The sequence below is a fragment of the Methanothermobacter sp. genome (genome assembly GCF_030055435.1).
Lineage (GTDB): Archaea > Methanobacteriota > Methanobacteria > Methanobacteriales > Methanothermobacteraceae > Methanothermobacter.
On record NZ_JASFYG010000008.1, the window covers coordinates 1 to 21333 of the forward strand.

25 protein-coding genes are annotated in these 21333 nt (G+C 50.5%); 10 read left to right on the forward strand and 15 right to left on the reverse strand.

Going from position 1 to position 21333, the window contains the following annotated elements; all coding sequences use genetic code 11:
- From QFX30_RS08635 to QFX30_RS08645, 3 genes are all read left to right on the forward strand, one after another.
- Nucleotides 1–575: putative PEP-binding protein (locus tag QFX30_RS08635; RefSeq protein ID WP_367186149.1), on the forward strand; the 575-nt coding region annotated here is incomplete at its 5' end.
- Nucleotides 576–615: 40 nt separating this feature from the next.
- Nucleotides 616–1761, forward strand: coding sequence for a tyrosine decarboxylase MfnA (gene mfnA / locus QFX30_RS08640; RefSeq protein WP_300490976.1), 1146 nt, complete (start codon nt 616–618; stop codon nt 1759–1761).
- Nucleotides 1762–1871: 110 nt separating this feature from the next.
- Entirely contained in the window at nt 1872–2366 is a 495-nt protein-coding gene (locus tag QFX30_RS08645) for a fumarate hydratase C-terminal domain-containing protein (RefSeq protein ID WP_300490979.1), read from the forward strand.
- Between the two features lie 87 nt (nt 2367–2453).
- On the opposite strand, the gene upp is transcribed toward QFX30_RS08645, so the two are convergent.
- The 4 genes from upp to cobZ are packed head-to-tail and all read right to left on the reverse strand — an operon-like array spanning nt 2454 to nt 5240.
- The gene (gene upp, locus QFX30_RS08650; RefSeq protein WP_300490982.1) at nt 2454–3089 is read right to left on the reverse strand and encodes a uracil phosphoribosyltransferase; all 636 of its coding nucleotides are present in this window, start codon (nt 3087–3089) and stop codon (nt 2454–2456) included.
- Nucleotides 3064–3624, reverse strand: coding sequence for a tRNA (cytidine(56)-2'-O)-methyltransferase (locus QFX30_RS08655; protein WP_300491111.1), 561 nt, complete (start codon nt 3622–3624; stop codon nt 3064–3066). The genes upp and QFX30_RS08655 overlap by 26 nt, the downstream gene beginning before the upstream one ends.
- A gap of 25 nt (nt 3625–3649) precedes the next feature.
- Nucleotides 3650–4393: an adenosylcobinamide-GDP ribazoletransferase gene (cobS, locus tag QFX30_RS08660; protein ID WP_300490985.1), complete on the reverse strand. Its 744-nt coding sequence runs from the start codon at nt 4391–4393 to the stop codon at nt 3650–3652.
- A 13-nt stretch (nt 4394–4406) separates the two neighbouring features.
- Nucleotides 4407–5240, reverse strand: coding sequence for an alpha-ribazole phosphatase CobZ (gene cobZ / locus QFX30_RS08665; RefSeq protein ID WP_300490988.1), 834 nt, complete (start codon nt 5238–5240; stop codon nt 4407–4409).
- 125 nt (nt 5241–5365) lie between these two features.
- Here cobZ and QFX30_RS08670 point away from each other — a divergent pair, with 125 nt between their 5' ends.
- The 5 genes from QFX30_RS08670 (at nt 5366) to QFX30_RS08690 (ending at nt 8269) form a co-directional block, all read left to right on the forward strand.
- Nucleotides 5366–5698, forward strand: coding sequence for an MJ1244 family protein (locus QFX30_RS08670; RefSeq protein WP_300477938.1), 333 nt, complete (start codon nt 5366–5368; stop codon nt 5696–5698).
- 16 nt (nt 5699–5714) lie between these two features.
- Nucleotides 5715–6926, forward strand: a complete 1212-nt coding sequence (gene larC / locus QFX30_RS08675) for a nickel pincer cofactor biosynthesis protein LarC (RefSeq protein WP_300490991.1) — start codon at nt 5715–5717, stop codon at nt 6924–6926.
- Nucleotides 6927–7036: 110 nt separating this feature from the next.
- The gene (gene queC, locus QFX30_RS08680) at nt 7037–7708 is read left to right on the forward strand and encodes a 7-cyano-7-deazaguanine synthase QueC (RefSeq protein WP_300490993.1); all 672 of its coding nucleotides are present in this window, start codon (nt 7037–7039) and stop codon (nt 7706–7708) included.
- A 256-nt stretch (nt 7709–7964) separates the two neighbouring features.
- Nucleotides 7965–8111, forward strand: coding sequence for a hypothetical protein (locus tag QFX30_RS08685; RefSeq protein WP_300490995.1), 147 nt, complete (start codon nt 7965–7967; stop codon nt 8109–8111).
- On the forward strand, nt 8108–8269 hold the full coding sequence (locus tag QFX30_RS08690; protein ID WP_300490997.1) for a hypothetical protein: 162 nt from the start codon (nt 8108–8110) through the stop codon (nt 8267–8269). The genes QFX30_RS08685 and QFX30_RS08690 overlap by 4 nt, the downstream gene beginning before the upstream one ends.
- A gap of 169 nt (nt 8270–8438) precedes the next feature.
- Here QFX30_RS08690 and oadA read toward each other — a convergent pair whose 3' ends face one another.
- Nucleotides 8439–10145: a sodium-extruding oxaloacetate decarboxylase subunit alpha gene (oadA, locus tag QFX30_RS08695; RefSeq protein ID WP_300491038.1), complete on the reverse strand. Its 1707-nt coding sequence runs from the start codon at nt 10143–10145 to the stop codon at nt 8439–8441.
- Nucleotides 10146–10317: 172 nt separating this feature from the next.
- Between oadA and QFX30_RS08700 the strand changes: the two genes are divergently transcribed.
- Nucleotides 10318–10503: an ATP-binding protein gene (locus tag QFX30_RS08700; protein WP_300491041.1), complete on the forward strand. Its 186-nt coding sequence runs from the start codon at nt 10318–10320 to the stop codon at nt 10501–10503.
- A 77-nt stretch (nt 10504–10580) separates the two neighbouring features.
- Here the strand turns inward: QFX30_RS08700 and QFX30_RS08705 are convergent, their stop codons facing one another.
- The 5 genes from QFX30_RS08705 to QFX30_RS08725 all read right to left on the reverse strand — a co-directional run bounded on the left by QFX30_RS08705 (nt 10581) and on the right by QFX30_RS08725 (nt 14701).
- Nucleotides 10581–11678 (reverse strand): inositol-3-phosphate synthase, encoded by a 1098-nt coding sequence (locus QFX30_RS08705; RefSeq protein ID WP_300491044.1) that lies wholly within the window; start codon nt 11676–11678, stop codon nt 10581–10583.
- A 117-nt stretch (nt 11679–11795) separates the two neighbouring features.
- On the reverse strand, nt 11796–12584 hold the full coding sequence (locus tag QFX30_RS08710; protein ID WP_300491046.1) for a hypothetical protein: 789 nt from the start codon (nt 12582–12584) through the stop codon (nt 11796–11798).
- A gap of 107 nt (nt 12585–12691) precedes the next feature.
- Nucleotides 12692–13471, reverse strand: coding sequence for an MBL fold metallo-hydrolase (locus tag QFX30_RS08715; protein ID WP_300491049.1), 780 nt, complete (start codon nt 13469–13471; stop codon nt 12692–12694).
- On the reverse strand, nt 13443–14045 hold the full coding sequence (locus QFX30_RS08720) for a thymidylate kinase (protein WP_300491052.1): 603 nt from the start codon (nt 14043–14045) through the stop codon (nt 13443–13445). Before QFX30_RS08720 ends, QFX30_RS08715 begins: the two co-directional genes overlap by 29 nt.
- Nucleotides 14042–14701, reverse strand: coding sequence for a diacylglycerol/polyprenol kinase family protein (locus tag QFX30_RS08725; protein WP_300491055.1), 660 nt, complete (start codon nt 14699–14701; stop codon nt 14042–14044). Before QFX30_RS08725 ends, QFX30_RS08720 begins: the two co-directional genes overlap by 4 nt.
- 123 nt (nt 14702–14824) lie before the next feature.
- On the opposite strand from QFX30_RS08725, the gene QFX30_RS08730 reads away from it, so the two are divergent.
- The gene (locus tag QFX30_RS08730; protein ID WP_300491059.1) at nt 14825–15673 is read left to right on the forward strand and encodes a UbiA family prenyltransferase; all 849 of its coding nucleotides are present in this window, start codon (nt 14825–14827) and stop codon (nt 15671–15673) included.
- Nucleotides 15674–15922: 249 nt separating this feature from the next.
- On the opposite strand, the gene QFX30_RS08735 is transcribed toward QFX30_RS08730, so the two are convergent.
- The 5 genes from QFX30_RS08735 to QFX30_RS08755 form a co-directional block, all read right to left on the reverse strand.
- Nucleotides 15923–16399: a pyridoxamine 5'-phosphate oxidase family protein gene (locus tag QFX30_RS08735; RefSeq protein ID WP_300491062.1), complete on the reverse strand. Its 477-nt coding sequence runs from the start codon at nt 16397–16399 to the stop codon at nt 15923–15925.
- 3 nt (nt 16400–16402) lie between these two features.
- Nucleotides 16403–17749, reverse strand: coding sequence for a rhodanese-like domain-containing protein (locus tag QFX30_RS08740; RefSeq protein WP_300491114.1), 1347 nt, complete (start codon nt 17747–17749; stop codon nt 16403–16405).
- 591 nt (nt 17750–18340) lie between these two features.
- Nucleotides 18341–20368, reverse strand: a complete 2028-nt coding sequence (locus tag QFX30_RS08745; protein ID WP_300491065.1) for an MEDS domain-containing protein — start codon at nt 20366–20368, stop codon at nt 18341–18343.
- Complete coding sequence (locus QFX30_RS08750) at nt 20365–20622, reverse strand: circadian clock KaiB family protein (RefSeq protein WP_300491068.1); 258 nt, start codon at nt 20620–20622, stop codon at nt 20365–20367. The genes QFX30_RS08745 and QFX30_RS08750 overlap by 4 nt, the downstream gene beginning before the upstream one ends.
- Nucleotides 20619–21263 carry an ATPase domain-containing protein gene (locus QFX30_RS08755; RefSeq protein ID WP_300491118.1) on the reverse strand — a complete coding sequence of 215 codons (645 nt, stop codon included), beginning with the start codon at nt 21261–21263 and terminating at the stop codon, nt 20619–20621. The genes QFX30_RS08750 and QFX30_RS08755 overlap by 4 nt, the downstream gene beginning before the upstream one ends.
- Between the last annotated feature and the right edge of the window lie 70 nt (nt 21264–21333).

The following is a 21333-nucleotide window of genomic DNA, read 5'->3' on the forward strand; positions in this document are numbered from 1 at the left end:
GTATACGCAGGGAACTGGATGAGCCGGAGATCCTCAGGGCAGAGTTCAGGGCCATAAAGAAACTCCACGAGCAGGGCTACACCAACATAGGCATAATGATACCCCTCGTACAGCACCCTGATGAACTCAGGAAGGCCAAGAGGATAGCAGAGGAGGCGGGCCTTAAGCCCCACAGGGACGTTGAATTCGGTATCATGGTGGAGACACCTGCGGCGGCACTCATAATCGAGGACTTCATTGAAGAGGGCATCGACTTTGTGAGCTTCGGTACAAATGACCTCACCCAGTACACCCTTGCAATAGACAGGAACAATGAACACGTGGCAGACCTCTACACAGAGGGCCACCCCGCGGTCCTCAAACTCATTGAGAGGGTTATAAAGAAATGCAATGAGGCAGGGGTTAAAACCAGTATCTGTGGCCAGGCAGGAAGCATCCCGCGGATAGTTGAGAAACTGGTGGAGCTCGGGATAAGCAGTGTATCCGCCAACACAGATGCGGTTGCCGAGGTGAGGAAGACCGTTGCAAGGGCAGAACAGAGGCTCCTCCTTAAGGCGGCAAGGAAACTTCTCTAAAACCTTTTTTCACATATAAATTAATTTTCTGGGCGTAAAAATGGATGAAAAGGGCCTCCCTGAGGAAAGGGTCCTCGAACTTCTTGAGGAATTCAGGTCAAGGGACATGACCTACACCTCAGGCAGAATACTTGGATCCATGTGCACATCATCACACCCCCTTGCAAGGAGGGTTTACTGTGACTTCCTGGAGTCCAACCTTGGCGACCCAGGACTCTTCAGGGGAACCAGGGAACTTGAATCCCGCGTTATAGGAATGCTGGGGGAACTCCTATCAGAACCCGCTGCAGCGGGCCACATAATAACAGGGGGCACCGAGGCCAACCTCATGGCCATGAGGGCCGCCAGGAACATGGCTGGAGCTGATAAACCCGAGATAATAGTCCCCAAATCAGCCCATTTCTCCTTCAGAAAGGCCTCGGATATAATGGGTCTTGAACTCAGGGAGGCGGAGCTGGACAGGGACTACCGGGTCGATGTGGGGTCCGTCAGGGAGATGATATCAGATAATACCGTGGCCATCGTAGGGGTTGCAGGGACAACTGAACTCGGGAGGATAGACCCCATAGCCGAGCTCTCAGATATATGCATTGAGGAGGGCATCCACCTCCACGTGGACGCGGCATTCGGGGGATTCATAATACCCTTCCTACGGGATGCTGGTTTTGAACTCCCTGAATTTGACTTTAAACTTCCGGGTGTATCGTCCATCACCATAGACCCCCATAAGATGGGCCTTGCCCCGATACCCAGTGGCTGCATACTCTTCAGGGACGAAACCTACCTGGACGCCATGAGCATAGAGACCCCCTACCTCACAGAGAAGCAGCAGTCAACGATAGTCGGCACAAGGACAGGTGCCTCCGCAGCTGCAACATGGGCGGTCCTCAAGCACATGGGTCGCAGCGGGTACCGTGAACTCGCCCTGAGGGTGATGGATGTAACCTCCAGATTAAACGAGGGCCTTAAGGATCTTGGATATGAACCGGTAATTGAACCGGAACTCAACATAGTCGCATTCAATCACCCATCCATGAGTCCAGAGAAACTTGCCTCCAGACTCGAGGAGATGGGATGGGCAGTCTCTGTATCAGCATGCCCACCAGCCATAAGGGTTGTTGTCATGCCCCACATCAAGGCGGAGCACATTGAACTATTCCTTGAGGACCTCAAAACCCTTATTTAGAAAAAATTAAAGTTGATATCTCTGTAGATCTTAAAGATCTTTGAACCTAAGATTTGTTCCTGGTGATTATAAGGATATCTGCAGCCTTTTAAATGATGGATGGTAGTAATATGAGGATATCTACACCAACAACGAGAAGGGAACTTGAGGAGCTCAGTCCCGGAGACTGTGTTATCATAGATGGTATCATATACACTGGAAGGGACGCTGCGCTCCCTAAACTTGTGGCTGCCCTCAAGAGGGGTGAGGAGCCATTTGATGTGAGGGGTGCTGCGATAATGCACACAGCAGTAAGCCCGGCCGGAATAGCCCCCACAAGCAGTAACAAGGAGGACATAGAGGAGAGCATGCCTTACCTGGCATCAAGGGGTGTGCTGGTCCATATAGGTAAGGGAAAACTTAAGGATGAAACCGTGAGGGCACTTGGTGATGCCGGGGCGGTTTTCGTTGTAACACCACCTGTCGCGGCACTCCTCACAAGCCGTATTAAATCAAGAAGAGTCGCTGCATTTGAGGAGGAGGGTATGGAGGCCATCTTTGAGCTCAGAGTCCAGGGGATCCCCGGTATAGTGGCGGCAGCCGGCGGAAGGTCAGTCTACGATTGATCAGTTAATCCAGCCATTATTTTTTTTCTGGATAAGTTCATTCTGTGGCTGGGATATAAGTCCCCACCACCATAGGTTTATTGTTATCTATTCTGATGGCCTTCCAAATGCAAGGTCCCCGGCATCCCCCAGTCCCGGTACAATGTAGCCCCTGTCGTTGAGTTCATCCTCAACACTGCAAGTGTAGACCTCCATACCCAATTCAAGGACCCTCTCAAGGCCGGGCCTTGAGGATATAACATTGAATAGGACGGTCCTCTCAGGTGTGCCGTATGCCTCAAGGGCCTCAAGGATCCCCATAACCGTGTTACCAGTTGCAAGCATGGGGTCAGCTATCACCATTATCTTACCATCCAGTTCAGGGACCCTCAGGTAGTCGACTGAAACATTGAAGGGAGGATCATCTGACCTGCAGGCCCCAACTATACCCTGTTCTGCCTCGGGGAAAACCCTCATAACGCCCTCTGTGAATGGAAGTGATGCCCTGAGGATGCTCAGCACAACGATCCTGTTTCTATCTGTGATCTCAACACCCGATGCAACCCCCAGTGGTGTTTCAACATCAACCTCACGCCACCTGAGGGTATCTGCGAATTCATAGGCCAAGTAGCGGCCTATATCAGATATGCCCTTCCTGAAACTGGCGGGGTCAATCCCCCTCCTCCTTATACCCGTTAGAATCTCCCTTACAACCAGGTTATCTATCACCCTGAGCATCAGCATCACCTCTCCTCTCAATCAATTTCTTTCCGCGGGCCTGGGGCACAATCTCTATCATGGGGTTCTCAAACTTGAGGTCGAATTCGGCTCCATCAAGGAGCATGTGGAGGAAGACTGCAAGGGATGAGACCTCTGAGTGGGGCTGATTCGTCACCCCAACATTGTAATCTGCAAGCCTGTAGACCTTCCCGGGGACCCTAGCGCCCCCCACAACCACGAGTTTACCTGCTGGACTTTCCCTTAGATCAGGTATAACGTCCCTTGCAGGTAGACCATACATTGTGAGGTGCACAACCTCCCCACCCCTCTTCTTCCAGGACTCAATGACGCCCTGCCAGTTTCTCCTGTAACTCACCCTGAAGGGTCCGCCCCACCTCTTAACAACATCATCAACGCCCTCCATGAGTTTCGGGTCCTCCTCACCACTAAGTATGACCTCAGATGCCCCGAAGGCCCTTGCGGTGAGGCACACGTGTGTCGTGATCCTCGCATCCCGTGACTTCCTGTGACCTAACCTTAAAACCCTGATATCCATTATATGACCTCCCTAAATCAGTATAAAATTATGTTAACTGGATGGCCGCAGCAATCCCCAGGAGACCAGTCATCCTCCCAATCTCATTTGAGGCCCCGAGAACATCACCTGTGCTCCAGTAGAAGTTTCTCCTCGCGGTAAATCCTATGAATACTCCCGAGGCAGCGGCCACGGCAACACCAACAGCCCCCGGGATCCCCAGTAACAGGTAGGCTGCAGCTGACCAGAGGAACCACACAGGCGCGATGAGAGGGCTCCTGGCCGCAATTATAAAGTGCCTCCCTGTGCCACTGTCAAGGGGCCTTGAGACCAGTGCACAGCCAGTAAGGCATATCTTTGCAGAGACCTCTGAAATTAAAAGGCCCTGGAATATGATATCTGATGGAATGGAATATACTGATGCCACTGTCAGTGAGGAGACCATAATGAGAAGCCCCAGTCCACCGGTACCGATACGGGGGTCCCTCATTATCTCTATCTTCCTCTCGAAGCTCCCATGGGACATGAGGGCATCACCCATGTCTATGAGACCATCAAGGTGGTGGAAGCCGGTGAACCATATGGCAAGGGCATATGCGGCACAGGCAACCACCGGGTAGGGGAGTATGAGGGATGCTAAAAGACCCCCTGACCCCACAATGACCCCTATGAGGGCCCCCACAAGTGGCCAGTGTAGTGTCAGGGAGGCTATCTCCTCAACGGTCGCCTCTGAACCCAGGGGGAATATGGTTGAAAATGATATGAGACCAGCGAATTTCCTCAGAAAATCCATGAAAAAACCACCATCACTCAAACAGCCTTGACATGCAGCCTGCTATGAGTCCAGCGACTGCATCATCCACCATGGGTCCGAGTTCCCCTATCACACCCGGTTTCTCCTCATCGTAGCGCTTGAAGTTGAAGATTGCCTTGGTGCCCGCCACCTGATTGGCAACCGCCATGCCTATCACCTCATCACTGTAGAGGTAGGCCGGGTCATCTGTGAGGTCCACTCCAAGAAGCCTCCTTCTTCTGATGTCATCCTCAATATGCAGTGCCGCGGCAAGAAGCACACGAACGTTCAGGTCCCCCAGCGCACGGTTTATCTCGGAACGCACCCTCTCCCTCAGTTCATCTGTGACCTCAGCTCCAACCACGAGTTCCATACCAGCATCGACCATGGCCTCAGCTGTCACACCATGCAGCTCCAGGAGTTCCTCAACCCCCGGGCCCTCAAGGAGTAACCTCTGAGACGAAAGCCTCAGGGACTTCCTTAAGTCAGGTGCACGGAAGCCGTCATCACCGGGCATGGAGACCACGGTTACCCTCGGCTCCAGGATTTCTGTGAGTAACCCCAGCGCCAATGTTATCTCCCTTACAGCAAGCTGCAGGATTTCAGGTATGCGGTCACCGCACCGCTCCCCACAGACCACGAGGACGTGGAGGAAATCTCCAGCAGAGAATACCGAGAGCACGTTACCCGCACATGTAACCTCAGGGGGGCCTGGGAGTTCGAGGGTAACCTCAGTGGATGTGCTGATGGTTCCTGAGGCAGCCACAAGCCCGGATTCTGCCCTCACCCTCACAAGATCAGATTCGATTACAACCTCTGCACCGTTAAGATTTAACTTTTCATTCAAGGGCTTCACCTTCAGATAAGCAGCGTTATTCTATGGGATTCATTATCTGCACCCAGTATCAGTACAGTTCTCTTCCTCATCAGATTTATTATCTACACACCACATATCTATATAGGGTGATATTAATGAAGGTGCATCTACGGGTATTCGTGGAGGTTGAGAACCTGGGCCGCGTCATGAACATACTGGCAGATGAGGGCGTCACAGGCTTCTACATAGTTGAATACAAGGGCGTCTCCCCAACAGAGTGGAGGGGATTCTCAATCAAGGAGGACCCCAAGTCAGCAATCTCACTCATACATGACTATGCAAGGGACGCGGTCCTGGTATGCTCGGTGGTTGACGAGGAGCTCGTTGACCCCATCGTGGCCAGGTTCAGCAGGGAGCTTGGTGATGAGAAGTACACCATAATAGAGATACCCATAAGGAGAATAATAGTCAATTCACCACCAGAGTGATCCAGACGGTGCTTGAATGGTAACGGTCATAGACCCCCAGCTTGCAGGGGTATCAGGTAACATGATGGTTGGGGCCCTCATAGACCTGGGGGCCCACCCTGAGAGGACAGCGGAGGTCATGGAGGAGGCGGCATCCCACTTTGGGGGGGCCAGCGTGGAGGTTTCAGAGGTTAAGAGGTCAGGCCTCAGGGCAACCCACGTGGATGTGAGGGCAGACGACTCCCTCAGCATAGGCTACATGGAATTTTTAAAGCGCCTTGAGAGGATCAGCCATCCGGGTATTGATGATGAGATGCTCTCAATGGCAAGGGCAGTGTTCCATACCATGGCACAGGCAGAGGCCACGGTTCATGGCGTGAAACTGGATGATGTCCACTTCCATGAAGTTGGGGCCGCTGATGCAGTTGCAGATGTCCTTGGGACTGTATTTGCCTACTTTGACCTCAACCTTCAGAGGGATACGGTCTACACGCTACCTGTGGCGGTTGGGGGAGGTACAGTGAGCGGTGCCCATGGAAAGACACCTGTCCCTGCACCGGCAACAGTTGAGATACTCAGGGGGTTCCCTGTGAATGGAGGGCCGGTTGAGATGGAACTTGCAACACCCACAGGGGCCGCGCTCCTTGTTAACATGGTTAGGGGATACAGGAGGTTCTATCCTTCAATGGAGATCCAGGCCACCGGTTACGGTGCAGGGGACATGGACCCTGATTTCCCGAATGTCCTGAGGGTGGTGAGGGGCTCAGAGGCGGTGCACCATGACATGGTAACGCTACTTGAGACCAATGTGGATCACCTCAGCGGGGAGGTCCTGGGTAACCTCTTCGAGAGTCTCATGGATGCAGGTGCCCTTGACGTTACACTCACACCGGTTATAATGAAGAAAAACCGTCCAGGACAGCTAATAAGGGTCATATGCAGGGAAAATGACCATGAAATGATACTTAAACACCTATTCTCTGAGACAGGAACACTTGGTGTGAGGATATTCCCCCAGGTTCACAGGGGCGTCCTTGAGAGGAGAATCATGGAGGCAGAGGTTGATATAAAGGGGAGAAGAAGGGCCAGGTTCAAGGTGGGCCTCCTGGGTTCAAGGGTTGTGAATGCAAGGATAGAATACGAGGATGCAAGGAGGATATCACTTGAGACAGGGATACCCCTCAGGGATGTCATGGAAATGGCCGAGAAACAGTTCAGAGATTTCATGAAGAATAATGATAAAGAATAACATAATAGATGGGAAAATCTGAGATGAGAATGTCAATAAGAACATAGGGAGGCTTCTGATGATTAGGTTGATGAGCATACTGGTAAACATAGGATCTGGGGAGATCTGGAATGAGTAGGGCGATCAGCATACTGTCAGCTGGCATGGACTCTGCAGTTGCAACAGCACTGCTAGCATCTGAATATGAGATCCACGCTTTAACATTCGATTACGGCCAGAGAAGTGCCGCAATGGAGATTGAACACGCCAGGAAACTTTCGAAGCACCTTGGCATTGAACACACAATCATTGAACTCCCCTGGCTTGGAAGACTTGGTGGTTCCGCCCTCACAGCGGGGGGTGAGATACCCTCACCGGCAGATCTTGATGACAGGGAGGAGTGCCTTGAGACGGCAAGGATGGTCTGGGTACCCGGGAGGAACATAGTCTTCACAGCCATTGGTGTTTCCTTTGCAGAGGCCTTGGATGCAGATGCGGTTATAGTGGGGTGGGACCTTGAGGAGGCCGAGACCTTCCCTGATAACTCCGCAGAGTTCCTTGATGCATTCAACAGGCTCCTGGGTATAGGTACGCTCCGGGGTGTTGAGGTGAGGGCGCCACTTATAGGTATGACCAAGAGGGAGATCGTTGAGGTTGGCTCTGCTCTGGGTCTGCCCTTTGAGTTGACCTACTCATGTTACACTGGAGGTGAGGTCCACTGTGGTGTCTGCGAGTCCTGCCTGAGGAGGAAGAGGGCCTTCAAACTTGCAGGTGTTGAGGATCCCACAGAATACCTTGAATAGAGGGTTGCCCCTCACACTGGCGGCTTATTATAGTTTTTTCCTGACCATAGACTTTTTAACTTTGGGAAGTTGGAGGAGCATCTGTTTTTCTTAACGCGTACCGCTTACCTTAACGGGGCCGCACTGCTTTCAGTAATTCTTAAAAACCCCTTCCTGGCATTTATCCTCATGTCTGCTGACATGCTTGTAGAGTCCATCTTCCTTGGCTTTGCTGGCTTAACATTGGCGCAAACATGATCGGTATGGGGGTTCCTAGGTGTTTCCTGGGATTCTACATCTACAGCAGGGCAACTGGGGGGGAAAGAGGGTTCTTTCAGGATTCATCGCTGGTTTTGCAGCATATGTGCTGGCAGGTATCCTCACAGGAATCCAGCTTGGGCTGCAGGTGTATTCCCCATCATGAGGTCAGTGGTGAGCATGGGGATCTATTCAGCAACATGGGGCCTCCTTGAGGGTTTAATCACGGCCGCTGGCTGCATCGTCATGTCATCATGGATTGAGCGGATCTGGATCTTCACTGATAGCTCTTTTACAGATTTACCTGAATCAGCTGAATACTGAGGTTAGGATAAAGAATAGAGGAGGGATCCTGAGAAATAGATGAGTGCACTCCCACATGGCCATTAAAGGATGCAGAGGAATCTCCTGGACATAAAAGCAGGTAGGCTCCCAATGAAGCAGAACCTGCGGCGGTCTGCTATGGCCACGGTGTAATAAAAATGTAAAAATTTTATTTTATGACCATGAGGATGTCACCTGTCTCAACCCTTTCGCCCTCGCCTGCGTATATCCTCTCAACAACGCCACCGTGGGGTGTCTGGATGTCGTTCTCCATCTTCATGGCCTCAATAACAGCCACAACATCCCCTGCATTCACATGGTCACCCTCACTGACCTTCAGCTTCACAACCATGCCCTGCATCGTTGACCTGACGGCACCCTCAACATTCAGGGGTTCTGGTTCAGCCTCCTCGATGGTCATGTATCCTGTGGGCACGACCTTTACGTTGAATTCGTCACCGTCCACCTCAACATGGAAGACCGTTGGCACATCACCTGCAGGTGCCCTTTCCTCCACGGGGGGCTCTAGTGGTTCCTCCTCAACCTCTCCCCTCAGGAACTTGGGTGCTATGGCAGGGTAGAGTGCGAGGGTCAGTATGTCCTCCTCCTTCTCTATTATGCCCATCTCCTCACCCCTCTTCCTGCACTCCTCGTACTGGGGCTTGAGGATGTCTGCGGGTCTGCAGTCGATGGGCTCCTCATCGCCGATGACCTTCCTTGCGACCTCCTCATTTACAGGTGCGGGCGGCCTACCGTAGAGTCCCCTGAAGTAGTCCTTCACCTCATTGGTGACCATACTGTACCTTTCACCACTCAGGACATTCATAACAGCCTGTATACCCACTATCTGGCTTGTTGGAGTTACAAGTGGAGGGTAACCCATGTCCTTCCTCACGCGGGGCATCTCCTCAAGGACCTCCTCGTACCTGTCAAGGGCGTTCTGTTCCTTGAGCTGTGCAACAAGGTTTGATAGCATACCCCCGGGTATCTGGTAGATGAGGACGTCTGTGTCGATCTGCTCGGCGATGGGGTCCAGTATGCTGCTGTACTTCTTTCTGATCTCCTCGAAGTACTTCTTGATGTTCTTCAGGATCTTGAGGTCGAGTCCTGTATCATAGGGGGTGTCCCTGAGGGCAGCAACGAGGCTCTCGGTCGGAGGCTGTGAGGCACCCCAGGATAGGGGGGATATTGCGGTGTCAAGGATATCAACCCCCGCCTCACAGGCCGCATAGTAACTCATGGGTGTCATACCACTTGTGCAGTGGCAGTGAAGATTTACCATGAGGTCTGTTTCCTCTTTAAGGGCACTTACAAGTTCGTAGGCATCGTGGGGTGAAATTAAACCTGCCATATCCTTAATGGCAACTGAGTCACATTCAAGGGCCTCGAGTTCCCTTGCAAAGTCCACGTAACTTTCAAGTGTATGGTATGGGCTTATGGTGTAGCAGATAACCCCCTGCACATGGGCGTCCTGTTCCCTGGCAACCTTTATGGCGTACTCCATGTTCCGGAGGTCATTAAGGGCGTCGAATATTCTGAACACATCAACGCCGTTTTCATAGGACTTCTCAATGAACTTCCTCACGATGTCATCAGGGTAGTGCTTGTAACCCACCAGGTTCTGACCACGGAGGAGCATCTGTATTGGGGTCCTCTTTATGTGATCCTTGAGTTCCAGCAGCCTCTCCCATGGATCCTCGTTCAGGTAACGTATGCATGTATCGAAGGTTGCGCCTCCCCATGCCTCCAGTGAGAAGAAACCAACCCTGTCCATCTCCTCTGCGATGGGTATCATGTCCCTTGTCCGGAGGCGAGTTGCAAGAAGTGACTGATGCGCATCCCTGAATGCTGTTTCAACGACCTTTATCCCTTTCATCGTGACCCTCTCATGAGATCATTAATTCTTTATATACATAGTAGGAACTTCCTTAAATACACAGCAGATGTATTAATTCTCTATGAATTTATCCCACGCCTGAAATGGTTATAAGGAATGAGATACTAATCCTAACCATTAAATTTACAACGAATTTTAAGGGAGAATCAAAATGGCAAAGATAACCATAGATTATGATGAATGTGATGCATGCGGAGAATGTGTCGATGTATGCCCGATGGAGGTACTCATAATAGTTGACGGTAAACTCAAGGTCCAGCACCCTGAGGAATGCAATGAATGTGAGGTATGCATGGACGTCTGCCCCAATGAGTGCATAGAGGTTGAGGAGGACTGACCCTCAACCCAGATAACTCCTTTTTATAAAGATTGTTTATTTCTTTGGATTCATCCACAAAATTAAAGATTACAATTTTATCTCTCTCTTTTACCCTCAATGAATTCATCCACCATATTGGCGGCCACATCATCAGTGTACTGGACCGGAGGATGCTTCATTGTGTAGGCTGATATTGATGTGAGTGTGCCGCCCACTCCACGGTCAATTGCAAGTTTGCAGCACCTTATGGCGTCGATGACGCATCCAGCGGAGTTGGGTGAGTCCTCAACACTCAGCCTCAGCTCAAGGTTCATTGGGACATCCCCGAAGAGCCTGCCCTCCATCCTTAGGAAGCAGATCTTATTGTCCTTCTGCCAGGGTATGTAGTCGCTGGGGCCTATGTGGATGTTCTCCTCATCCAGCCTTTCATCGCCCAGTATTGACTGAACTGCTTCAGTCTTGGATTCCTTCTTTGAGTCAAGCCTGTCACGGTTGAGCATGTTGAGGAAGTCAGTGTTCCCACCGGTGTTTATCTGGTAGGTCCGATCAAGCCTGACACCCCTCTTTTTAAAGAGGTTTGCCAGGGTTCTGTGGGTTATGGTGGCTCCAAGCTGGGCCTTTATATCGTCACCAACAATTGGTATCCCCCTCTCCTCAAATCTGGCGGCCCATTGAGGATCACTGGCTATGAAGACAGGCATGTTGTTTATGTAGGCAACCCCGGCCTCGAGTGCGCACTCAGCATAGAACCTTGCTGCCTCCTCTGATCCCACGGGTAGATAGTTGAGTAGTATCTCAGACCCACTTTCCCTGAGGACCTCAACAACATCAACAGGTTCGGCGTCTGCTACAACGAAGGTCTGATCTTCAGGGTAATCCTTCATGTGGGGCGCCACACCATCAAGAACGTGCCCCATGGATACCTCAACACCCATCAGGGGTATATCATCACAGAATACCGTCGTGCAGTTTGGGGGTGCGAATATGGCCTCGCTCAAGTCTTTCCCGACCTTTCTCTTATCCACATCGAAGGCCGCCACAACCTCAATGTCCCCTGGCCTGTAACCCCCAATATCCCAGTGCATGAGTCCTATTGAATCACGGGCATCCTTGTTACGATAATAGTATATCCCCTGAATCAGGGAGCTGGCACAGTTTCCCACACCGACTATTGCAATCTTTATCTTATCCAATTGAAACACCTTTCAGAGATTTGTGATAATCATAAAATCAAGGCTATAAATTGATCAACTTACTTTTTAAGATTTGCATATTAAACTATTAAATGTTTCGCCCCTTTTCTGGTGGGATCACCAATTCAGAATTGAGGCCCTTAGGATAATCAGGACTATCCATGAGGCAAGTAGGACACTTTCCCTGAACTTACTGTATTCTGGAAGCCCCTTATCAAACCTCCAGGTAAGCATAACTATTAAAATCAGTGAAAGGTTAATGAGGTTTCCCATTATATTCAGGGGGTTTCTGAGGTGGGTGGGTATCCACCCTGCAACGATTAAAAGGATTCCTGCCCATAGAATCCATCTGATGTCCCGGTGTTCCTTCTCTGAAAGGTAACCACGCCATGAGAGGAGGATAAGCACAAGGAATGACCCCATCCCCATGGCCATGCCCAGAAACTGGAGGATGTTAAGGAGTACTGGAACACCGAACACCTCTGACTTCAGGATGGGGAGAATGAAAATGGCGTTCAGAGCCTCATCCGGCGGGAAGGATTCCTCTTCCCCCACAACAAGGACGTAGCTCCCCCTGTTATTCTGACTACTCACCCTGAGGTAGTATGTGCCCGCCCCAACGGTCCTGTTGAATTCAGGGCCCTTAAAGTAACTGTCACCACCGAATTCCTCGAAGTAGGGGCTCCAGGAACTCAAGTTACCATCAAGTGTCCCTATAACCTTACCACCCTTTATTATATCCACAGAGACAGCCTCTGCATCAGGGGAGAGCGGAACCAGAATATTAACGTATAGTCTGAAGGGTCTCCCTGAATCAACCCTGAAGTAGACTGGCTCCCCCTCAAGTTTACCATAGAATGCCTGTGACACCTCGGGGTTCTTGACTGTAACCTCATTATCACTCACAAGGCGGGGCTGGTGCGCATATGCTCCCTGAATTAGTATTAACGTTAGTATTAGGATGATAACCCGTTTTATGGTATTATATCTGCGCGTCCCCTTAATAATATCTCTCATGTGATGATCTCCGTGCCTGTCTGGAGTGGATTGACATTAACTGGACCCTCAGTAAGACCGAGTCGTGCCTTCTCTGATGTGCAGTGACCAGTGTAGACGGGACCTCTAACAAATTCTCCAAGCCGGGATGCAACCTCCTCTGAGGGTTCCTCAAGGTGGAAACCACCCACAAGAAGATCCACGGGTTTATGAAAGATATCATAGGCCCTACTGACAATGTTGAGTATGCCGCTATGTGAGCAACCCGTTATGAGGTTAAGATGACCATCTTCTTCAATAACAATGGCCAGTTCATCGGAAAACCTGTCAGGAACAGGTTCGCCATTTAAACATTCAAAGAGGGCCCTGTTACCAGCGGGTTTCTCGAAAAGATCTCCAAAGTCCCGGATCAGCGTGAAACCTGGAAAGCTCTCAGTTTTAGAGATGAACTTTATCCTGTCGTCGCGGATTTCCTCGAGGCCTATGAACCTCCAGTCACCATTAACGGCATAGCGTGGTGTAAATGCCCCCTCCCCCATGAGGACATCTGCCGAGTCATTGATTTCGAGGAAATGTCTTAGTCCTCCTCCATGGTCATAGTGGCCGTGTGAGATAACCGCCAAATCCACCCCCCTGAGGTCAACGCCCAGTCTTCTGGCATTCTCTGCAAAGAGTCTGCTCTGTCCCATATCAAAGAGTACCCTGATGTCAGACTCGATGTACAGTGATAGGCCATGTTCACCCCTCAGCGGCGCTTTTGAGGTATCCTCAACAAGGCAGATAATTTTCAGAAACATCACCATCCAGGAGGTCAAGTATCTCGTCTATCCTTCGCTGCACATCAGCTATGGGGTCCTCTGTGTTTATTATGTACCAGCCACTGGCAAGTTTGAGGGCCTTTTCCCTTGTTTTTGTGAGGTCCTCCAAGTTTTCGAACATCTCATGCTCATCCCTCTCCCTTAACCTTCTCAGGGACTCCTCTGGGGACACGTCAAGGAAGAACATGTACTCAGTGGTTGGAAGGACCCTTGAGAGGAGGCGGTACAGTATTGATGCCAGGGGCCCGGGGAGGTAGGCCACACCCATGAGGTACCTTGAGAATATCAGGGTGTCGGGGCCAGGATTGGAGCGCCAGTAATAGAGCCACAGGGACCTTATGACGTCCAGGGCATAGAACACTGCGGCTTTGATATGGTTGACCTTCCCACCTCTAAGGAGGGCCTTTTTGGCTCTTCGACCGTAGGGGTTATCCTCCTCAGGATGGGACCTGAATATGACGCGCTCACCACGCTCAAGGTACCTCCTTCTTATTATTTCGGCGTGGGTGTCCTTACCTGCCCCGTCAAGGCCATCAATGACTATGAACCTCAAACAGCCATTCCCCCCAGGATTATGTAGGCTGCAACTGCCCCGAAGCATGCTGTAAGGTTGTCAAGGCCCCTGGGGGTGAGGGCCTCCAGTACAGTTGATACCAGGGCAACCCCCACTATGACCAGCGGGGCAATGTTCTGTGAGTAGTAGAGGAGGACGAGGGGCAGCGTCACAAGGAGTGTCAGGAACATCCCCAGGGAGCCCTCCAGGCTCTTCCTATCCCCCAGTACACTGAAGGTTGTCCTCCCGAACCTCTCACCTATCAGGCTTGCAAGGCCGTCGCCATAGGACATGGCGGCTATCCCTATACCCGTGACCCAGGGAATGTTAAAGAATAGGTAGGCCAGCACGGTCCAGGATATGGAGTAGTAGACGAGGCCAAGGCCGTGTCCATAGGATGAGACCTTGTGTTTTATCTTCAGTGGGGAGTAGGGGCTTATGAGGAATGTTAGGGGTATGAATGGCGCCGCCGCAAGGAATGTTATAACCAGGCGGCTATCAAAGAGGGGTAATATAAATAGGATGTTACCAACCATTATATGTACAAATTTCCGGCTCAGGTTTGGTCTATCACCAAGTAGCCTCTCGGATATAATCAGTAAAACCGCAACATACAGATATACCATCAGGAGTCCAAGAATGTCACTGCCGCTCATAGGAATTATGGAGTAGTTCAAGGTATAAGTGGCTTTTGATTTATCATTATTGATACATGTAAAAGCTGGGAGTAGTTTAAGTATAGTGGCCTTTTATGATAGAACTGATGGAGGTTTTTCTGCATGAACCCTTACATTGAAATACTGAGACCCGTAAACGCTGTCATGGCTGTAATAACTGTTATACTCATGGCCCTCATTGCCGGCAGGTTTGATGTTGATGTTCTCCTCGCATGCATAGTTGTTTTCACCGCCACAGGCGCAGGTAATGTGATAAATGACTACTTTGACCATGAAATTGACAGAGTTAACAGGCCATCACGCCCCATACCCTCAGGGAGGATCACAAGAAGGGCTGCTGGTATCTATTCTATCTTACTTTTTGTTTTAGCTTTAGCACTGGGATTCTACCTTGGCCCTCTACCGGGTCTTGTGGTGGCTTCAAGTTCTCTTCTTATGGTATACTATGCATGGAGCCTCAAGAAGAGGTGCCTTGTTGGCAACATAACCATATCCTTCCTCACAGGGATGAGCTTCGTCTTTGGGGGCATAGTTGTCGGTGAGTTATCTGCATCCATCTACCTTGGAACCTACGCCTTCCTCATGACCATGGCCAGGGAGATAGTCAAGGACATGGAGGACGTTGAGGGGGACCTGGTTGAGGGTGCAACCACACTCCCCATAACACATGGTATGAGGGTTTCAGGGATCCTTGCAGCCGCATTCATGTTATCAGCAAGCCTCACAAGTCCCAGCCTTTACATTATAGGGATATTCTCAATCCTCTATATCCCGGTCCTTGCAGTTGCAGTGATTTTCTTCCTGCGGGCGGCCTTCATGATACTAAAAGGTCAGGATAGGGAAACCGCATCACGTGTCTCAGGGTTCATAAAGGTGGGGATGGCGGTGACGTTTCTGGCATTCGCTGCCGGAAGCGGCACCGTAACAGGGATGGCCGGCATGGTACCTTAGATGTCACAAAAAAGATGCTAATGGGTGAAATTATTCACAAAAAACCTTTAGTGTATGTGAATAGTAGGAAATGATAGGGTAGGTGAAGGAGTAGATGTTCATCCCCCCAACCTTCATTTAACTCCTTCAACACCCTAAACTTTTTCTACATTTAACCCCCCTAACCTGTTCCAGGTGGCAAACCACCTGGAACCGCTTATTCTTATTGACTCCATTGAATCTCTAAGGAAACTTCATTCTTATTGAAGACTACTCACCACTTTTTATGCCAACAATATCAACCACATCGACCAGCTTCCATACATAGGAACGGTCCATTTCCACAAGGCATGTCAGGGGATCCTCAGGCGAATGACCGAGGGCCTTCAGGATGTTCCTTGATAGGCCGTGCTTCTCTATGAGGTCAGCGAACATCTCCTTAACCCTCTTCCTGGTTGAGGGGTCCTTCTCCTCGACTATCTGGCCCTGCAGTGTAACGAAGCGGTAATCTGATAGGTCCTCCTCATAGTGTTCTATCTCCACTGCGACGTAGGGGTTTTTCTTGAGGAGCTCTATCTTCCTGCCGTACCTTGTTGAGAGGAAGTAGATGTGCTCCCCATCGAATACATAGAGGAAGGGTGCTATGTATGGATAGTCACCGTTGAAGGCTATCCTACTCATGAAGTTGTCCCTTATGAACTCATCGTACTCCTCCCTGCTCATGAGGGGAATCTTAACTATACCCATCACTCATACCTCCACGACGGGGTAACCTGCCCTCAGCCAGGCCCCTATACCCCCAAGTACAGTCGCGACACTGAACCCATGCCTCTCGAGTATGCTGGCGGCTATCGTTGACTTGTAACCAGAATCACAGTATATAACCACATCCTTCTCGGGTATCATGTCAATGTTATCAGGGAGATCCCCCACCCAGATGTGCTCTGAACCCTCAATGTAGAACCTCTCCCTGTCTGTGATCTTACGCACATCAAGGAGGAAGAAGTCGCCCTCCAGTTCTCTGAGTTCATGGACGCTCATGGCCCTTATGGTATTGAACTCGAGTCCAGCCATGTACCATGAGGGGAATCCCCCTGCAAGGTAACCTGCCATGTTATCATAGCCGAGCCTTATAAGGGATCTCCTGACAGATTCAACGCCACGCCCATCATCCACCACCACTATGGGGTCATCGTAGTTGAGGAAGTAGCCTGCGAAGGCCGCGAAGCCGTCCTGCCAGATGTTCAGACTTCCGGGTATGTGGCCAGATGAGAAGCTTGTGGGGTTCCGGACATCAACAACCTGGGCCCCATCATTCATGAGTTCCCTGAAGTCAGAGAGAGGCAGGGCTTCAAGGTTCGGGTTCTCCACAGGGGCACCCTTAAGGTTGTTCTCCTCCATCCTCCTGAAGTATGGTGGTGTGTAGAGCCTCTCGGACATCTTGTGCTCAATGAATTCATCCCTTCCCATCTGGAGGTAGGGGTTTGTGAGCCTCTCATACCCCACAGTTGTCGTGTCCATGTCCCTTATCTCCGCCCCACAGACCGACCCGGCTCCATGGGCCGGGCAGACCACAACATGGTCCCCCAGAGGCAGTATCTTCTCATGTATGCTATCATAGAGTAACCCGGCGGTTTCAGGGATTTTTTCAGGTCCAAAGAAATCAACACGCCCTGTTTCACCTGCGAATAATACATCACCAACGAATACCATCAGATAATCGTCTGAAACGCTCCGATCCTTCACAGCCACAGAGATGCTCTCATAGGTGTGGCCTGGTGTTTCAAGGACCTCCAGTTCAAGGTTTCCCAGAGTGAAGGTGTCACCCTCCACAACAGAGGTGCCATACCTGAAATCCAGGTTCGCACCGTGGAGTATCTCAGCATCCACATACCGCGCCAGTTCCATGGATCCGATGGTGTAGTCCTCGTTCCTGTGGGTCTCAAATATGTACCTGATATTCACGCTGTTTTTCTCTGCAAGCTTAAGGTACACATCCACATCCCTTCTTGGATCCACAACAGCAGCCTCACCACCAGATGCAAGAAAATAGGAATTATGGGATAGTCCCTCAGACTTTATTATCTCAAATATCATGCACCTCACCGGATAATAATATGTAAACCGACTTATTTATCATTTTCCACAAAAAGCGGATAGCTCATTGAAGTGGTCTGTGAGGTTTTAATGATGTTTTTCTGGGCCAAATTTTTCATTCAAGGACATGAGGGGGCATTTATGGTACACAGATCACCCCTTCCATGAAGGGTAAGCCCAGATAGGATCATAGTGATAACCATAAGTCATGGAGTAAGATCAAGTACCTCGGCAGCACCGAGGTTCTTCCAGTGTAACTAATGGAGAAGGCGATGAAACAGATGAAAACAAGGCTTACATACCACCCATAAGCTGCCCCATCACAGCATGCCTGTCTTTAATTGGCCCCTGGGCATGAAGCCACCTGCCACAAGAATTCCGCCTACAAGGAACAGTATCGCGGAGACATCATGGGTCCCGGCAACTACACTGATGGCAACTAGGAGGATCCGACAAAAAAACTTGATACAGATGCAATCAAAGTGCAACTACACTGCTGGCAGGCAGGAGGATCACTGCGAGGCCAGAGGTCATGGTTGCAGTGTAAACATCAACGTCCATCTTCAAAACCACTTCCCTTAGATTCAGTTTCTAAAGCGGAAAAACAAGGCTCACACGCACACCGTCATCCCCACTGATTCTGAGTTCACCATCAAGCTGCCCCGCAAGGTTTCTCATAAGATCCATTCCAAGGCCGCCGCCGGTATTCGTATCAAAGCCGCCTGGAAGACCGGGTCCGTCATCCTCAACCTCCACATGGACCATGCCATCCCTCAAAAAGAGGCGTATGATGAGTTTGCCCTCTGATTTGAACGCATGCTTCATGGCGTTGGTGACGGCCTCGTTAACTATTAAACCCGCTGGTATGGCCCTGTTTATATCCAGGTGAACGTCATTCATATCATAACTAACCGATATTCTTTTTTCAGGATAATTTGACCTGATTTGAGATACGAGGTCAATTATGTACTCGGAAAATGGTAGATCAGCCAGGCTCTCTGACTGGTATAGCCTCTCATGTATCATGGCCATGGACTTGACACGGTTAATACTATCGGTGAACACCTCAGCAGCCCTTTCATCCTCAATACAGTATTTCTGGAGGTTAAGGAGGCTGGATATTATCTGCAGGTTGTTTTTGACCCTGTGATGTATCTCCCTCAGCATCACCTCCTTCTCCTTAAGCGATTCCTTGAGGGACCTCTCATATTCCCTTAGGCGGGTGATATCGTGGATTCTTATGAGGAGGGCATCGTCACCTTCCCATGTAACGGGGGTTATCCTCATCTCAGCAGTCTTTAGGGATCCATAGGCAGATAAAACCCGTATCTCCTGCACACGATTTTCTAGGGGAACCCCCAGGGTTTTACCGGTGTTTTCGGGTGTCACTGAGAGGTATTCCTCTGCTGCGGGGTTCAGGTAGAGGATCTCCCCATTTCTGTTAACTATTACCATGGGGTCCGGGCTACCCTCCACCACACCCATGAAGTTGTTCCTTGAAGTTTCAAGTTCTCGCTCATAGAGCCTCTTGGATGTTACATTCACCGCATATCCGCCCACGCCCCTGGTTCCATCAGGGAGGTCAACCGCAAATTTATGGACATCATATACTCTTCCATGAACCACCTCCTCTGTGTGTGAAACACCATTCCTGAGGGCATTCAGGTCAGACTCATGGCATGTCCTCGCCACATCTTCATCAAGTATATCGTAATCCGTTTTACCAATGATCTCCTCCGGTTCCATCCCGACAAATGCGCAGAACTTTCGGTTAACAACGATGTACCGCAGTCTGGAGTCCTTAAGGAACACTATGTTGGGGTTGTGGTTTATGAAGCTCTCATATATGTATTCAAGGTTTTCCAGGGTCCTTATGAGTCTGTTTTCACGGTCCATGTTCTTGAGCCAGTTTTCAACTTCCACCTCATCGCCGCCACCCCTGAGGAGGGTGTCGGGGTCTATGTAGTAGGGGTTGATGTATATGCTGTGGTTCCATAAAACCAGTGGATGGGTTAGCAGCACACCCTTCATGATATCTGCTTTGAATCGTGGCCTGTGATACTGGCAGATGGCGATGCACTCGTTTTCACTGAAGAAATCGTTCAGGAGGGCCTCGTACTCTATTATCCGCTCGCTCCCCGGGGTGCCCTTGAGTATCCATGTCATCTCACCGGTGGCCCGAAGGCCACTGAAACCATCGGCCAGGGCATTCCTTACCTCAGATTCAAGGAAACTGATCATGGATTGGGGATCAAAGACACCTCCAGCGGTGTAGACTTCACTTGCAGATACCATGATAAACTGGCCGGACTTCTCTGCCTCAGAAAGGGATGGGATATCATCGGCGAGGACAGACCTCACGTACGGGGCATCATGTTCTGATGTTATGTACATGCATCTCTCCCCAGCCTCAAGGCCAGCCCTGATGAAGGGGACTATGACTCCAAGCCACTCATCATCATCCTCATAGATGAGGCAGAGGTGATCCCCCTGCTTCATGTCAAGTATTAGTGACTTTAGGTCACGGTGATTTAACCATGAAAGCCACTCAGCCCGGTAGCCAGTCGCGTCCAGATTAAGGGCTTTATAAACATTGTCCCCTGAATCCAAGCGTCTCATTGCCCGCACCCGAGGAATTTTTTGAGGGCCTCTCTGTCTGAGAGGTCACCTATAACCCTCTTTCTGGGTTCAGGACTCACCCTCTCAAGGGTTGGGATGGCCACAACACCGTGCTCCCTTGCAAGCTGGGGGCACCTTAAAACATCAACCACCTCAATGTCAGCGTCATCCCCAAGAAGCTTCCTGACATTTTTCAGTGCTCTGTCTGAGAGGTAATCCCCACCCACAACGTAGAGCCTTAGCTGAAGCCTCACCAGGATCCCCCCTTGAGGAGAATCTCCCTTTCAGTGAATTTCAGCTCTGCGACGCTGCTTGAGTGGTTCATCCCCCTGCTCTTGAGTATGCGGAGGAGCCTCTTGTAGTCACCATTGGCCCTCACATGCTCCAGGACGATCCATGTATCGATGAGTGATGAGATCTCAAGTTCGGTCTGGCTTGTGGTGACCGGTGACCTTATAAGGTACGTGAAGAGTGAGGTCACACCCCTTGACTTCAGGAAATTAGTGAACCTTATGAAGAGGTTCTTCGCATTGGTGGCCCTGTGGGAGGGGCCGCCTGCAGCTGCAAGGCCAGTAACAGGGTCCACAAGTACGGCATCAGGTTTGAAGTCCATTACAAGGTCCTGCATCTCTGTGAGGTGGGATTCAAGCCCAAGTGATGTGGGCCTGTCAGCGTGTATCATGAGTTTATCATCAAGGTAATCTGTTAGGTGAATTCCCACAGATTCCATATTCCTAATGATTTGATCTGCGGGCTCCTCATTGGCAAAGTAGAGGCAGCGTTCACCGCGGCGGCAGGCCTCATAGGCAAACTTTGAAAGAATGGTGGTCTTACCGGCCCCTGTAGTACCGGATATCAGGACACTGGAACCCCTGTATACACCCCCACCCAGCATATCATCAAGGTCAGGTATCCCGGTGGAGACAAGTTCCCTGCTGACACTGTAATCAAGTTTGAGGGAGGTT

Excerpts from the sequence above, each read along its gene's own strand:
- cobS (WP_300490985.1), bottom strand. The coding sequence starts at position 4,393 with ATGGATTTTCTGAGGAAATTCGCTGGTCTCATATCATTTTCAACCATA.
- QFX30_RS08725 (WP_300491055.1), bottom strand. The coding sequence starts at position 14,701 with ATGAGCGGCAGTGACATTCTTGGACTCCTGATGGTATATCTGTATGTT.
- QFX30_RS08755 (WP_300491118.1), bottom strand. The coding sequence starts at position 21,263 with ATGCTGGGTGGGGGTGTATACAGGGGTTCCAGTGTCCTGATATCCGGT.
- QFX30_RS08735 (WP_300491062.1), bottom strand. The coding sequence starts at position 16,399 with ATGGGTATAGTTAAGATTCCCCTCATGAGCAGGGAGGAGTACGATGAG.
- queC (WP_300490993.1), top strand. The coding sequence starts at position 7,037 with ATGAGTAGGGCGATCAGCATACTGTCAGCTGGCATGGACTCTGCAGTT.
- QFX30_RS08700 (WP_300491041.1), top strand. The coding sequence starts at position 10,318 with ATGGCAAAGATAACCATAGATTATGATGAATGTGATGCATGCGGAGAA.
- larC (WP_300490991.1), top strand. The coding sequence starts at position 5,715 with ATGGTAACGGTCATAGACCCCCAGCTTGCAGGGGTATCAGGTAACATG.
- QFX30_RS08690 (WP_300490997.1), top strand. The coding sequence starts at position 8,108 with ATGAGGTCAGTGGTGAGCATGGGGATCTATTCAGCAACATGGGGCCTC.
- QFX30_RS08745 (WP_300491065.1), bottom strand. The coding sequence starts at position 20,368 with ATGAGACGCTTGGATTCAGGGGACAATGTTTATAAAGCCCTTAATCTG.
- mfnA (WP_300490976.1), top strand. The coding sequence starts at position 616 with ATGGATGAAAAGGGCCTCCCTGAGGAAAGGGTCCTCGAACTTCTTGAG.
- QFX30_RS08730 (WP_300491059.1), top strand. The coding sequence starts at position 14,825 with ATGAACCCTTACATTGAAATACTGAGACCCGTAAACGCTGTCATGGCT.
- QFX30_RS08645 (WP_300490979.1), top strand. The coding sequence starts at position 1,872 with ATGAGGATATCTACACCAACAACGAGAAGGGAACTTGAGGAGCTCAGT.
- oadA (WP_300491038.1), bottom strand. The coding sequence starts at position 10,145 with ATGAAAGGGATAAAGGTCGTTGAAACAGCATTCAGGGATGCGCATCAG.
- QFX30_RS08740 (WP_300491114.1), bottom strand. The coding sequence starts at position 17,749 with ATGATATTTGAGATAATAAAGTCTGAGGGACTATCCCATAATTCCTAT.
- upp (WP_300490982.1), bottom strand. The coding sequence starts at position 3,089 with ATGCTGATGCTCAGGGTGATAGATAACCTGGTTGTAAGGGAGATTCTA.
- QFX30_RS08670 (WP_300477938.1), top strand. The coding sequence starts at position 5,366 with ATGAAGGTGCATCTACGGGTATTCGTGGAGGTTGAGAACCTGGGCCGC.
- QFX30_RS08715 (WP_300491049.1), bottom strand. The coding sequence starts at position 13,471 with ATGTTTCTGAAAATTATCTGCCTTGTTGAGGATACCTCAAAAGCGCCG.